Genomic DNA, 13,116 nt, shown 5'->3' on the forward strand with positions numbered 1-13,116 from the left:
GTCGTGGTCCGCCACCCGCGTCTGGCCGGCCGCTACGGCTTCCGCGACCTGCTCGACCACTACCTGGAGATCCTGCGGGACAAGCCCGGCGCGCTGGAGAACTCCACCGGCCTGGCCGCGGCCCGCGAGAGCGGCCTGTTCACCCCGGTCCACGACGCGTTCTGGGCCGCCGCCCGCGAGGCGAGGGGGCGGTCCGAGGGCACCCGGGCGCTGATCGACGTCCTGCTGCTGCACCGCCGACTGCCCGACGACGCCGTGGTCGCGGGCATGAGCGCGGTCCTGCAGGCCGGTTCGGTCTCCCCGGACCTGGTGGCGATCGAGGCCCGCAAGGCGCTCGCCGCAGCCGGCGGCCCGCCTCCGGTGGTGATCGCCCCGCCGGTCGCTGCCGCCACCGAGCCGCCCGAAGACCAGGACGACGTCGCGGCACGGGTGATCTCCCTGCCCCCGCGCCGCTCCGCCCTCCCGCCGGACACCCGGCCGGAGCCCTCCCTGGCCGCCTACGGCCAGCTGCTGTCCATCCAACCGAGAGGCTCAGCATGACGCAGAGCACCACCCCCGAAGCCCCTTCGACCACGGGGCGGTGGGGTTTCTTCGGCCTGCCCGCACAGCGCGGCGCCAACCCGGCGACCACGATCGAAGCGGCCTGCCGAAGCCTGGGCCTGTCCACGATCCGCAGCCGCTGGGAGGAATTCGCGGCCCAGTCCCTGCGCGAGCAGGCGTCCTACGCGGACTTCCTCGCGGACCTGCTGGAGAGCGAGTGCGACGACCGCGACGAGCGGCGCAAGCAGCGGCGGGTCAAGGAAGCGGGCTTCCCACGCAGCAAGCGCATCGAGGACTTCGACTTCTCGAAGAACCCGAACGTCCCGCAGGAGGTCATCAACACCCTGGCCCAGCCTGCCTGGGTCCAGGCCGGCAACCCGCTCTGCCTGATCGGCGACTCCGGCACCGGCAAGTCGCACCTGCTGATCGGCCTGGGCACCGCGATCGCCGAGGCCGGCGGCCGCGTCCGCTACACCACCGCGGCGAACCTGGTGAACGAGCTCGCCGAGGCTGCCAGCGACAAGCAGCTCGGGCGAACCATCAAGAAGTACGGACGAGTTGACCTGCTCTGCCTGGACGAGCTGGGCTACGTCAAGCTCGACCGGCACGGTGCCGAGCTGCTGTTCCAGATCTTCACCGAGCGCGAGGAACGGCACGCGATCGCGATCGCCTCGAACCGGCCCTTCACCGAGTGGGACCAGACCTTCACCGACAAGCGGCTCTGCCAGGCGATCGTCGACCGGCTCACCTTCGAGGCCCACATCATCGAGACCGGCACCCAGTCCTTCCGCCTCGCCAGCACCACGGCCAAGCGCAAGGCGGCCGCCGTGGCCTGACCCACCGACCACCACCTCGCCAACGGGCGGGCGCCAACAAGGGCGCCCGCCCGTTCGCATTCCTGTCAGGGGACGCGCCCGGGCGGGCTCCGTGAACACCACGCTACCGGCCGCCACGGACCGCCGCCGCCACCCGAGCCCCGCCGCCCCGGGACACCGGGGAAACGTCACCCGATCGAGGGTGGGGCCACCTCAATCCGTTACTCCTCGACACCACCCAAAGCCGTCACCCGGACGGCCTAAACGTGGGGCCGGGCGAATCCGTTCTGGTGGGGCCAAAACTCACCGGCGCAGACACCGCGCGGTTTCGTGGCCGGTGGTCAGGCTGCCAGGGCGGCCGTGTCCGTGGCCGGTGGCCGGTGTCCGTACCCGCGCGGTGTCCGTGGCCGGTGGGAGGGCTGCCGGGGTGTCCGTGGCCGGTGGGGGCGGGTTCTTCCCGGGGGCGGGGTTCGCTGTGGGGTGTGGGTGTCCGCCGCTCCGGGGTGCTAACTTAGGTAAGCCTAATCATAATGTGTGATCATGCTCAGGGGGGCCTTCATGGCAGAGCGGCCGACCCGCGGGACACCGCGGGTGCGTGAAGCGCGGGTGCTGCGGACCGAGCGGATCACCCCGCACATGGTGCGTCTGGTCCTCGGCGGCGCGGGACTGGAGGACTTCGACGCCGGCGAGTTCACGGACCACTACATCAAGGTGCTCTTCGCACCCGCCGGCGTTTCCTACCCGGAACCGTTCGACATGGCGCGCATCCGTGAGGAGTTCGCGCCCGGGCAGTGGCCGGCGACCCGGACGTACACCGTGCGGGCCTGGGATCCGGTGCTGCGCGAGCTGAGCGTCGACTTCGTGGTGCACGGCGACCAGGGCCTGGCCGGGCCGTGGGCGGCCCGCGCCCGGCCCGGTGAGACGGTGCGATTCCTGGGCCCCGGCGGCGGCTACGCCCCCGACCCGGGTGCCGACTGGCACCTGCTGGCGGGCGACGAGAGCGCGCTGCCCGCGATCGCCGCGGCGCTGGAGCGGATGCCGGCCGGTGCCGTGGTCCACGCCTTCGTCGAGGTCGCGGACGCCGCGGAGGAGCAGAAGATCGTCTTGCCCGCCGGCGTCGAGGTCGGCTGGCTGCACCGCGGCGCGCGCCCGGTGGGCGAGGCGCTGGTCGAGGCGGTGGGCGCGCTGGAGTTCCCCGCGGGCACGCCATCGGTGTTCGTGCACGGTGAGGCGGGCTTCGTCCGGGACCTGCGCCGTCTGCTCCGTCTGGAGCGCGGGGTCGCGCGCGAGCGGCTGTCGGTTTCGGGCTACTGGCGGTTCGGGCAGAGCGACGAGGTGTGGCGGTCGGCCAAGCGGGAGTGGAACGCGCGGGTGGAGGCGGAGCAGGAGCAGGCCGGCTGATCCGGGCCGCGCACGTGCCGCCGGGCGGCGGGCCGCTCGCTCTCCCGGGGCACCGGCGCCTGCGGGCGGTCGTCCCGGGCGCCGTGGCGGAAGGTGAGGGCGGCGACGCCGCCCCGTACCGGCCCCGGCCGGGCTGGGACTGCTGGGACTGCCGGGGACTGGCCTGGCTGGGACTGCTGGGGCTGCCGGGCCTGATGGGTCTGCCCCGCCGGGCGCGGCCGTGCGCGGTGCCCGCCGGCGGCCGGGCCGCCGCCTGCCGGTCCGGCCGCGGGCCCGTGTGTGGTGGTGGTGCAGCCGACGGGAGGGTGTGCCGGGCTGTCGGCCCGGCGGTGTCCGGCCCGTCAGCAACCTCCCTCCTCCCGCCTTCCGGTGGGAGACGGGACCACGGATCGGCGGCCGCTGCGCCGCGCATACCACCGGCTCGGTCGACGGTCTGCGCATGGCCGCCGCCGTGGGGGTGTGTGTCCCGGTTCTGTGGTGCCTGCTGGGGGCGGAGGGTGCGGTCCCGGGTGCGGTGGTCGCCCTGCCGTGCTGGTGGGTTCCCGGTCGAGGGCTGCCTGGTGGCTGGTTCTTCGGGGGCCGGGGTCCGGGCCGGGTACGGATTTCTGCGGGGCGGTGCGGCCGGGCCGCGGCCGGACGGTGGCCGGGCTGTGTGGCCGGATGCACGGTGGCCGGGCGGTACCGCGGTGTGCGCCGGGCGGGGCGGGCCCGTCTGTTCTGTCCGCCTGTCCGCGATGGGCAGGTGGTGTGCGCGGGCCGGTGCGGGTTCCGCCCGCAGGTGCCAGGGGGCGGGTTACTTCGAGCGGGCCTCGTTCCACCGTCGGGCCACGGTCTCGGTGACCGTGTAGAAGTACTCCTTCTTGAGCCCCGGCTCTCCGGTCAGCGTCTCGACCCAGGTCATCGGCCACACCAGACCGCCGTACCCGCTCTTCAGGACCCGGCTGAAGCCCGACAGCGCGCCTTGGAGCTGTGATCGCTCCAGCCCGAGCTTCTCGGCCAGGTACGAGTAGCTCACACGCTCGCTGGGACGTCCGGCCAGGATGTCGAGCACGGATGCGGCGACCCGGACGGAGTCACGCTGGTCGGCGATCAGCCGGCGGAAGTCCTCGACGCCCCAGCGTTCCGCGGCCGGCCCGTCCTGCTTGCCCTCCTGGGGCTTCTGCGGCCCCGCGGCACCGGTCAGCTCGGCGAGATAGGCGTAGATCTGCGGCGCGAACTGGCTCGGGACCGGTATCGAGATGAAGTGCTGAAGTTCGTCGCTCACCGGAGTCTCCCCACCTTGGACGCCACTTCCTGTGGCGCATGGAGGATGCTTCCACAGATGAATCCCGGTTGTCCATGGATTGCCGGAGACTGCTTCGGCATTCCGAAGTAGTGGGCGTGTTGCTCCTGGCGGCTCGTCTCATGGCCGGGCCTGGTCCGGTCCGCCGGGGCTTCCTGCTCCGGGTCTGCCGGGTCGTTGCGGGCCGGGCTGCCGGCTGCCGGGCGGGCGGGGGTGTCTGTCCGGGCCGGTCCTGTGCGTGTGGGTCGACGCCGAGGGGCCCGGTGCGCGTGGTGTGCGCTCCGGGCCCCTCGGTGCCGGCCCCGCGGGGTCCCGGACTCGGCTTGTGGCGTGTGTCGCGGGGGCGCGGGGCGGGCGGGCTGGCGGGTGTGGCCGGCCGGCCGTGGCCGGTCAGTAGTTGTGGTGGATCTGCCAGTAGGCCCAGGCCTGGTTGGGGCTGCCGTAGCGGCTGTTCATGTAGTCGTAGGCCCACTTGATCTGGGTGGCGGCGTTGGTCTTCCAGTCGGCGCCGGCGGTGGCCATCTTGTTGCCGGGCAGGGCCTGGGCGAGGCCGTAGGCGCCGGAGGAGGGGTTGGTCGCGGTGACGTTCCAGCCGCTCTCGTGGGAGATGATCTGGTCGAAGGAGGCGAGCTGGTCGGCGGGGACGATGCTCGCGGCCAGCGACTGCGGCGTGGAGGCCGAGGCGGCGGTGGGGACGACGGCGGCGCCGATCGCGGCGAGGCCGACGGCGGTGGTGAACAGGGCGGCGGACTTGCGCATGCGGGTGGAGATCACGGGCATGTGGGAGTTCGACCTCAATCGTGGGGGTGCCTGGTCCCGCGGCTCGGCGGGCCCGGGAGGGCCGGCGGGCGGGGCTGGGCACCGGGGTGGTCACGGGTGGTGACCACCGGGCGGGAGTGCGGCAGCGGATCGAACCGCCGCCGCAGCTGGCGACTGAGCCATTGTTAGCCGGGCCGGGGCCCGGCTCCAAGGGCCCTTCGCTACGACGCGTCGTCGTAGCGGGGCGTGGCGGGCGCGCCTGCCGGGGGCGGGCCGGTACCCGCCACCGACCCGGTCAAACCTCGCCAAAAACAGACATTCAGGGCAATTTGTTTGGGTGTGGCCTGCGGAAACACCGGGAACCCCGCCATAACCACGGGAACGCGGCACCGCCCCGGGTGGCCGGGGCGGACGCGCCGCCGGGGGCGGGAGGGTGGTCCACTAGGAAGGGTAGGAGTCCCGTGAAGCGCGTGATGACCGTCACGAGCCGCCCCCCTCCGGTGCCCGTTGCGACGGGATCCAGCTCACACCACGGTCACGTTCCGTGACCGTCTTGTCGCGTCGGCACCCGTCCCGGGCGGGGCGGCTTGCGCCGGTGTCGGGGTGGCGTGGCTTCTGGTGGCTGCCGGCCTGATCGGTTTCGGTAGGGGCATCGTGGGCGGATTCCGCTATGGCGGTTTCCCGGTTCCGGTGGTCCGGCTCGCTGCGCCCGTACCGGCCGGCCGGGCCGTGTCTGGTGGGGGCGCAGGGCGCAGGGCGCAGGGTGCAGGGTGCTCCGGTGGTCCGGCTCGCTGCGCCCGTACCGGCCGGCCGTGCTGTTCGTCCTACGGGGTGTTCACGGAGGGAAGGCCGCTCGTGTCGCCGGGTCGGTGCCGGGCCGGCCGGCACGTGGGATCCCCTGCGGCATCCCCGGCCGGAACACGGCACGGCTGCTCGGCCCCGGCAGTCCGGTGGTGTCGGGGCCGAGGTGCGCTCCGGCCGGTCGGCGCCCCGCACAGAGTCTTCGTGCTGTGCCGCGTTCGTGCTGTGCAGGGCTGCGTGCCGTGCAGGGCTGCGTCTGGCGGGTGCTCGGTGGTGGGCCCGGCCCCGGATGCCACGGTGCCGGGTGCCGGGTGCCGGGTGCCATGGGGCCGGGCGGTGGTGTCGGGAGGCTGGTGGCGGCGGTGTGGGGGTGGGGGTGTGTCAGATCCAGTCGCGTCGTACGGCTTCCGCGCCGGCCTGGAAACGGCTGCGTGCGCCGAGTTGGTCCATCAGTTTCGCGATGATCCGCCGGGCGGTACGCACCGAGACGCCCCGCCGGCGGCAGAGGACTTCGTCGGTCATGCCGTCGGCGAGCAGCGCGAGTACTTCGCGTTCCTGGCCGTTGAGTTCGTCGAACGCGTCACCTCCGGGTTCCTGGTCCAGGGGGACACCACGGGCCCAGAACTGGTCGAACGGCGCGTACATCCCGGTGACCGTTCCCGGTCCGTGGAGTACCACGGCGCCCTGGTCGGAGCGTTCCGGGTTGACCGGGACCACCGCGATCTTCCGGTCCATGATCAGCATCCGCAGCGGCAGGCTCGGCACGGTACGGGTCTGCCCGCCCGCCGAGCCCAGCCGGCTCGCGTACTCGGCGGTGGCCCGGTCCTTGCGGATGCTGTCCACGTACAGGGTGCGGATGCGCACCCCGCGGGCCGGCAGTTCCTCGTCGAGGGGGCGGGCGGCGGCCAGGTTCTCCGGGCTCTGCGCGCCGCCCGGGGCGAAGGCCAGCAGTTCGTGTTCGACCTCGCCGGTGAGTTTGCGCAGCCGGTCGCGTACCGCTTCGACGCCCGGCAGCTGTTCCACGTACGCGACCGGGGACTCGCGGCGCAGGTCGGCGTGGTCGGCGATCAGCGCGGCGGCGGCCACCCGGCTGCGTTCGATCTGCTGCTGGCGTTCGAGGAGTTCGGCCTGTTCGCGGGCGAGGAGCATCTCCAGGCCCACTTCGGGGCTGACCACGTGCAGGCCGCGTGATCCGCTGCGGGTGGGCCGCAGCAGGGACAGGTCGGCGAGCCGGTCCCAGGCTTCCTGGATCTCCTCGACGGAGCTGCCCGGCCGCTCCGCGAGCTCCGGAAGACCGAGTTCCGGATAGGCCGGCATCTGCCGCTACACCTGCTCGGAGAAGGTGTCCAGCCCAAGACTCGTCAGCATGCGCCCCCCCAGGCAACGTTCGAACGCCGTCCCACCGATGGTCTGGTCCACGATCGTAGTGGCCGTCGAAAAGCGCAGCCTACGGCCTCGCTAGGCTGTCCGGACAAGGCCCGCTCCAAGGGAGGAAGTCCGTGACACCCGTGCAGCCGCGATCCGTCGGGGAGTACCAGGAACTGCTGGAACGGGGGCTGTCCCTGGACCTGACCCGGGGCAAGCCCTCTCCCCGGCAGCTCGACCTGTCACAGGACCTGCTGTCACACGCCGTCGGGCACACCGCGGCCGACGGCACCGACTGCCGCAACTACGGCGGCCTGCAGGGCCTGCCCGAGCTGCGGGAGATCTTCGCCGACCTGCTGCGCGTGCCCGTCGCGCAACTGGTCGCACTGGACAACTCCAGCCTGGCCCTGATGCACGACAGCCTGGTCCACGCGATGCTCAGCGGGGTGCCCGGCTCCGAGCGCAGCTGGGCACGGGAACCGGAGATCGCCTTCCTGTGCCCGGTCCCCGGATACGACCGGCACTTCGCGCTGTGCGAGCGCTTCGGCATCCGGATGATCCCGGTCCCGATGACGCCCGACGGCCCGGACCTGGACGTGGTCGAGGACCTGGTGGCCGGCGACGACCGGATCAAGGGCATCTGGTGCGTTCCCAAGTACAGCAACCCCGACGGCGCCTGCTACAGCGACGAGACCGTGCGCCGCCTGGCCCGGATGCCGGCCGCCGCGCCGGACTTCCGGATCTTCTGGGACAACGCCTACGCGGTCCACCACCTCACCGACGAGGAAGTCGAACTCGCCGACGTGCTGGCGGCCTGCACCGAGGGCGGCCACCCGGACCGGGCGTTCGTCTTCGCCTCCACCTCGAAGGTCACCACGGCCGGCAGCGGCGTGGCCTTCTTCGGCTCCTCCCCCGCCAACGTGGCCTGGCTGCTCGGCCACACCGGCAAGCGCACCATCGGCCCCGACAAGATCAACCAGCTGCGGCACGTCGCCTTCCTGCGCGACGCCGACGGCGTACGCGCCCACATGCGCCGCCACCGCGACCTGCTGCAGCCCAAGTTCGAACTCGTCGAGCGCATCCTGCGCGAAGAGTTCGGCGACCACCCGGCAGTGCACTGGTCCCAGCCCAAGGGCGGCTACTTCGTGTCCCTGGACGTCCCCCGGGGCTGCGCCCGCGAGGTGGTCCGGCTGGCCGCAGCGGCCGGCGTCGCACTGACCCCGGCCGGTGCCACCCACCCGTACGGCGACGACCCGCACGACCGGACCATCCGGATCGCCCCCAGCTACCCCGAGCCGGCCGACCTGGAAACCGCGCTGCGGGCACTGGCGGTCTGCGTCCGCGAAGTCCTCGCAGCACAGCAGCAGGACTGACCCACACCCGGCCCCGGGCACGGTCACACCGTCCCCGTCCGGGCCCGGTCACACCGTCCCCGTCCGGGCCCGGGCACACCCGGAACCCGACCAGCACCATGGCCGGGCGGGGACGAGCGCAGCGGCGGCCGTCGGACCCACGGCTGCTCCTGGCCCGTTCCCAGGGCGCGGTGGGCCGGCGGCCGGTCCTTGTCCGCGTCCGGGGTGGTCGGAGCAGCGGGTCCCGGCCCGTTTCCGGGCCGGCCCGGGACCTGGCCTGTGCTGCGTCCGGGGCGGGTGCGGTCGGGACGTACGGTCGGGATGACTGGGTTGCTCCTGGCCCGATTCCGTTGTGCGGCCGGGCCGGCAGCCCGTCCTCACCCGGGTCCGGGGTGGTCGGGACGACTGGGTTGTTTCTCACCCGCACCCGGGTCCGGGGTGGCGGGAGCGGTGGGTCCTGGCCCGTTGCCGGGCGCTCGTGGTCCTGACCCGTGCTGCGCCCCGGCCTGGGGTCCGTGCTGGGCCGCGGTGGTCAAGGCCGTCCACGCACTGGACCCGTTCACCAGGGTCGCCGCCTGCTGGCAGGCGACCGTGGTGCGGACGTCGGGTCCCTGCTCGCGCAGCATGGCGGGCATGTCCATCCCGCCGCCGAGAACCAGGACGTGTTCAGCCGTGACAGATCCCTCCGTGGGGGAGCGGTAGCGGGGCCCGCTGTGTGCCTGCCGCGCGGCAGGCCAGGGCGGAGCCCGTGAACAGGGTTGCGAGCAGCAGCCAGCCCGTGGGGCCCGCGCCCAGGACGAGCGAGGTCATCAGGGCCGGGCCGACGACGTTCTGCAGCCCGAGGCCGAGGTTGAAGACGGCCATGTACTCGGTGCGCCGGTCGGCCGGCGCGAGGTCGAAGGACAGCTGCCAGCCGGCGACGGCGTGCAGGTTCTCGCCGACCGTGAGCAGCGCCACCGCCGCGGCGCAGCCCGCCACCGCCCAGGCGCCGGACAGGTGCGCGGCTGCCGGGAACGCCGCGCAGGCGGCCACCAGGAAGCCCGCCGCGGCGAGCAGGACCGCGTCCAGCCGGTGGGTGAGGCGCTCGGTGCGGCTGAACCCCAGCTGCGGCAGCACGGTCAGGACGGTGTCGACCGCGAGCAGTCCCGCCACGATCGCGGCGGGCAGCGAGGTCCTGGTCACGACCCAGACCGGCAGCAGCACCAACAGCACCGAATCGTGCAGCAGCAGCAGGCCGTTGCTGGCCGTCAGCAGCACGAAGCGGCGGTGGCGCAGCGGCGGACGGGAGCGCCCCGGGGCCGTGCCCGCACCGCCCGGTGCGGCAGTGGCGGCCGGGGCCGGAGCGGCAGCGAGGCGATCACGGCGGCCAGGACGAAGAAGCTCAGCCCGTTGCCGATCAGCATCGCCATCATGGCGGGGCTGGTGTGCACCGCGAGCGCCAGCCCCGCGACCAGGAACCCGGCGCTCAGGGCGGTGTTGCGCACGCTGCGCACCAGTGCCATGGTCCGTACCCGTTCGCCGCCCTGGGCCAGGGCGCCGACCAGTGACTGCTGCAGGGGCGGGGTGGACTGGTCGAGCATGCGCAGCAGGCAGGTGGCCACCACGAATGTCCGGAAGTCGGTGACGAAGGCCTAGCCGAGGTAGCCGGCCCCGCGCAGCAGCAGTGCGCCGCAGTACACCCGGCGCAGGCCCAGCCGGTCCGCCAGGCGGCCCACCGGGACGGGTCCGAGCAGGCCCGCCACGCCGGCCACCGACATCACCAGGCCGACGTCGCGCACTCCGAAGCCGATCACGGCGACGAAGTACACCGCCGAGGTCGACAGCAGCAGGCCGGTGTCGAAGGAGTCGAGGCCGCACCGAAGGCCAGGCGGCGGCGCCCGGGGCGCGGTCCGCTGCGGTGCTCAGCACGTGATGGCGGTCAACGAGACGGTCGCCGCGTTCGTCCTCGGCGGCAGCGCGCCCGGGGCCGTGGGCGGGTGTGGGCACGGTGCGGTCCTGGTCGACGGAGACCGAGTTTCTGCTGCCGGGTGGGAAGCGGAAGGTCCGTCCGGACGGGGTGTGGCAGGCTCCGGAGATCGGGGTGTCGGTGCTGATGGTCGAGGTGGACCGCTCGACCATGGCGCCGGCCGGCGTCGCCGCGAAGGTCCCCCGGTACCGCGAGCTGTTCCGCACCGGGTCCGGGACAACGACCCGGCTCTCGCCGACCGGGAGCCGGGCGACCGGATGGTGCATTGGTGGCGCCGTACCTGGCCCGGGCACACCCGTGCCGGGTACCCGCCGGTCGCCCTGGTCGTCACCGACGCCGGACCGGTCGCGCTGGCCAGCCGGCAGGAGGCGGTCGCGGACCTGTCGGCCGAGGTCTGGCGGGGCTCCTGGTGGACCGTCCGGCTGCACGACAACGACGGCGACGGCTGGCGCGAGTACGACGACGCCGTACCGGTCGTCGCGACCCCGCTGGAGCTGCCGGCCGAGCACGGGCCGCTCGGCCCGGTGTGGTGGCGCTACGGCCGCCCCGGACGACACTCCCTGACCGACGCGCTCGACAACCCGGACAACCACGCCGCCTACGACCAGCGCCAGGGCGCCCGGGAGAGGAGAGCCCGCCAGGACCACCGCGACCTGATGCGGACTCTGGCCTGCGCCGACTGCGGCCAGGTCCCGAAGGAGGAGAGGACCTGGGAGTACGGCCTCCACGGCCGCGAGCAGCGGATCCGACGCCCCGGCGGCCGCTGCTGGCCCTGCCGCGAACAGCACCAGCAGCAGCGCGAGCAGGAGCAGGAGCGGGAGACCAAGGCCCAGGCGCGGCTGGAGGCCTCCCGGGAGGTGAACGCCGCGCTGCGTCCGTGCTGGACGTGCCGGGGTTCGATCGGTGGGAAGGCCGGCTCGAAGCCGGAGCTGACCGAGGAGGCCGGCCCGGACCGGCTGGAGTGCCCGCAGTGCGAGCGGGACGTGCCGCGTAGAACCTGAGCCCGCTGGTGCTGCCCGCCCCGACCAAACGGGAGCTGGTGGCCGCGTTGCTACCTGGCCGGGGCTCCGGAGGCGACGCCGGGGGCATTCGACCTGCGTACCTTGACCTTGGTCTTGGTCAGCCGCGTGAGCGCGGCCGTGACGTCGGCGGCCTGAGCGTCGGTGAAGGCCGTCTTGAGGATGGTCGCGGCCACGGGCGCTCCGCTCGGCCTCTTCACCAGGATCGACCAGGCCAGGGGAGTGTCCGTGGCTCGGGTGACCGACGTCCACGGGAACCTCAACTCCCCGGACGCCGTACGGATGACGGCCTCCTGATCAGTCATCGCGACCGATGTGGGACCCGCCTGGCGCCGGGCGGAACGAGAAGCGAGCTTCTTGGCAACCACTGTGATGTTCTGGACCTGGATCAGGCAGGCGATGAGCGCGGCGATCGCGAAGAGGACACCGCCCGCTGCGAGGCAGAGCAGTGAGAGCAGCAACCAGGCGCCGGCGATCGCCCAGCGCACTGCCGGTGCAGGGAAGTTGGCTCTCACCGCGGTGGCGAGCTCCTCAGGTGCTGCGTCGTACTCTACCTGGACGTTCATGTTCGTTCCTTTGTTCGCGAGGGCACATCATGGCTGGGGCACCGAACCCGGCACAAGCGCGATGCGGCTGCCCCGGATGGGACGCCTACGACCTGCGCCAGAGAGCCCGCGAGACGAAGGCCCGCCAGGCCCACCGGGAGCTGATGCGGGACCCGGCCTGCGCCGACTGCGGCCAGGTCCCGAAGGAGGAGAGCACCCGGGAGTACGGCCCAAGCGGCAACGAGCAGTGGACCCGCCGCCCCGGCGGCCGCTGCTGGACCTGCCACCAAGAACACACCCAGCACCTGGAACGGGAATCCGAAGAACAGCTGGAAGCTGCCCGGGAGGCGAACGCCGCGCTGCGCCCGTGCCGGACTGCAGGGGCTCGATCGGCGGGAAGGCGGGCTCGGGGCTGGAGCTGCGGGAGAAGGCCGGCTCGGGCCGGCTGGAGTGCCCGCAGTGTGTCAGCGACCGGGAGACGGAGGAGCGGGGCCCGTTTGTGCTGCCCGCCCCGACCAAGCGCGAGCAGGTAGCCGCCCTGGTCTCCGCCCCGGACGATCCGTGGTGGGAGGACCGGGTGCTGCACGCCAAGCTCTACCCGGCGAGGGAGCGTCGGGTGTGACCTGTTGGTATTGATGGGCTTCTTCTGGCCTGGTTCCGCATGTTGTCTGGACCTATTCGCGTCAGTGTGGATGTGCTGCCGGGCGGTGACCTAGGCCGGGAATGACCACCCGGCTCACCGCCGACGACGGCCTCTACCTCATCCTCTGCGCCGTCCCGCCCGGCAGCCGCGACGCCGAAACCCTCGACCTCCTCGCCAGCTGGAACGCCTCGGCGCCGACAGCCTCACCCTCCGGCACCTGACACCGCCCATTGTCAGGACGCTGTCGCTCCGGAGCATGGGGTCAGGCAGGCGCCATGCCATCAGCGCCCGCCGGTCAGTCGGTTAGCCGCAACCCTGGCGACAAACAGCCCTCGACGCCTCCGCCGAGGCTGCCGAACCAGGCCGAACCGGGCCATCGTCTCGACCTTGGGCTCGGTCACGTCGTACGTCGTGACCGCGACCCGAAGACCCCTGCCGCACTCGCCCGGAAGCAGCGCCCACGCCAGCGCGACCACCTCGATTCGGTGGCCTGGCGCCAGCCGTTTCGCGAATCGCGCAGCAGGGCGACCGTTCCGGGGATCGCTATCGAGGTCGGCCATCGCTCGGTCCGTCCGTCGAGGGGCCGTCACAGAGTCGGCCCCTCGAAGGGGGCGGTCGGAGACGAGAG

13 protein-coding genes and 2 pseudogenes are annotated in these 13,116 nt (G+C 73.0%); 8 read left to right on the top strand and 7 right to left on the bottom strand.

Annotated elements, in window-relative coordinates:
* Positions 1-3 precede the first annotated feature (3 nt).
* The 3 genes from AB0D10_RS42030 to AB0D10_RS42040 all read left to right on the top strand — a co-directional run bounded on the left by AB0D10_RS42030 (position 4) and on the right by AB0D10_RS42040 (position 2,756).
* Entirely contained in the window at positions 4-540 is a 537-nt protein-coding gene (locus AB0D10_RS42030; RefSeq protein ID WP_360266981.1) for a hypothetical protein, read from the top strand.
* Positions 537-1,376, top strand: a complete 840-nt coding sequence (istB, locus tag AB0D10_RS42035) for an IS21-like element helper ATPase IstB (RefSeq protein WP_360266984.1) — start codon at positions 537-539, stop codon at positions 1,374-1,376. Before AB0D10_RS42030 ends, istB begins: the two co-directional genes overlap by 4 nt.
* Positions 1,377-1,913: 537 nt before the next feature.
* Positions 1,914-2,756, top strand: a complete 843-nt coding sequence (locus AB0D10_RS42040) for a siderophore-interacting protein (RefSeq protein WP_360266987.1) — start codon at positions 1,914-1,916, stop codon at positions 2,754-2,756.
* 793 nt (positions 2,757-3,549) lie between these two features.
* On the opposite strand, the gene AB0D10_RS42045 is transcribed toward AB0D10_RS42040, so the two are convergent.
* The 3 genes from AB0D10_RS42045 to AB0D10_RS42055 form a co-directional block, all read right to left on the bottom strand.
* Entirely contained in the window at positions 3,550-4,020 is a 471-nt protein-coding gene (locus tag AB0D10_RS42045; RefSeq protein ID WP_360266990.1) for a hypothetical protein, read from the bottom strand.
* A 408-nt stretch (positions 4,021-4,428) separates the two neighbouring features.
* A complete protein-coding gene (locus tag AB0D10_RS42050; protein WP_360266993.1) occupies positions 4,429-4,818 on the bottom strand; it encodes a transglycosylase SLT domain-containing protein in 390 nt (129 codons plus the stop codon).
* Positions 4,819-5,979: 1,161 nt separating this feature from the next.
* Entirely contained in the window at positions 5,980-6,915 is a 936-nt protein-coding gene (locus AB0D10_RS42055; protein WP_360266996.1) for a helix-turn-helix transcriptional regulator, read from the bottom strand.
* A gap of 182 nt (positions 6,916-7,097) precedes the next feature.
* Between AB0D10_RS42055 and AB0D10_RS42060 the strand changes: the two genes are divergently transcribed.
* A complete protein-coding gene (locus tag AB0D10_RS42060) occupies positions 7,098-8,336 on the top strand; it encodes an aminotransferase class I/II-fold pyridoxal phosphate-dependent enzyme (RefSeq protein ID WP_360266999.1) in 1,239 nt (412 codons plus the stop codon).
* 645 nt (positions 8,337-8,981) lie between these two features.
* Here the strand turns inward: AB0D10_RS42060 and AB0D10_RS42065 are convergent.
* From AB0D10_RS42065 to AB0D10_RS42075, 3 genes and pseudogenes are all read right to left on the bottom strand, one after another.
* Positions 8,982-9,572 carry a hypothetical protein gene (locus tag AB0D10_RS42065; RefSeq protein WP_360267002.1) on the bottom strand — a complete coding sequence of 197 codons (591 nt, stop codon included), beginning with the start codon at positions 9,570-9,572 and terminating at the stop codon, positions 8,982-8,984.
* Positions 9,563-9,916: a hypothetical protein gene (locus tag AB0D10_RS42070; RefSeq protein WP_360267005.1), complete on the bottom strand. Its 354-nt coding sequence runs from the start codon at positions 9,914-9,916 to the stop codon at positions 9,563-9,565. The genes AB0D10_RS42065 and AB0D10_RS42070 overlap by 10 nt, the downstream gene beginning before the upstream one ends.
* A gap of 30 nt (positions 9,917-9,946) precedes the next feature.
* Positions 9,947-10,147 (bottom strand): annotated as a pseudogene (locus tag AB0D10_RS42075) (MFS transporter); the annotation flags it as partial.
* Between the two features lie 155 nt (positions 10,148-10,302).
* On the opposite strand from AB0D10_RS42075, the pseudogene AB0D10_RS42080 reads away from it, so the two are divergent.
* Positions 10,303-10,482: pseudogene (locus tag AB0D10_RS42080) on the top strand (replication-relaxation family protein); the annotation flags it as partial.
* A gap of 56 nt (positions 10,483-10,538) precedes the next feature.
* Positions 10,539-11,282: a hypothetical protein gene (locus AB0D10_RS42085; RefSeq protein WP_360267029.1), complete on the top strand. Its 744-nt coding sequence runs from the start codon at positions 10,539-10,541 to the stop codon at positions 11,280-11,282.
* A 50-nt stretch (positions 11,283-11,332) separates the two neighbouring features.
* Here AB0D10_RS42085 and AB0D10_RS42090 read toward each other — a convergent pair whose 3' ends face one another.
* Positions 11,333-11,866: a hypothetical protein gene (locus AB0D10_RS42090; protein WP_360267008.1), complete on the bottom strand. Its 534-nt coding sequence runs from the start codon at positions 11,864-11,866 to the stop codon at positions 11,333-11,335.
* 346 nt (positions 11,867-12,212) lie between these two features.
* Between AB0D10_RS42090 and AB0D10_RS42095 the strand changes: the two genes are divergently transcribed.
* Together AB0D10_RS42095 and AB0D10_RS42100 are read left to right on the top strand one after the other, a co-directional pair.
* The gene (locus AB0D10_RS42095) at positions 12,213-12,467 is read left to right on the top strand and encodes a hypothetical protein (protein WP_360267011.1); all 255 of its coding nucleotides are present in this window, start codon (positions 12,213-12,215) and stop codon (positions 12,465-12,467) included.
* Between the two features lie 101 nt (positions 12,468-12,568).
* Positions 12,569-12,709 (top strand): hypothetical protein, encoded by a 141-nt coding sequence (locus AB0D10_RS42100; RefSeq protein WP_360267014.1) that lies wholly within the window; start codon positions 12,569-12,571, stop codon positions 12,707-12,709.
* The last annotated feature ends 407 nt before the right edge of the window (positions 12,710-13,116 follow it).

The sequence above is a fragment of the Kitasatospora sp. NPDC048545 genome, from assembly GCF_040651155.1.
Taxonomy (GTDB): domain Bacteria; phylum Actinomycetota; class Actinomycetes; order Streptomycetales; family Streptomycetaceae; genus Kitasatospora.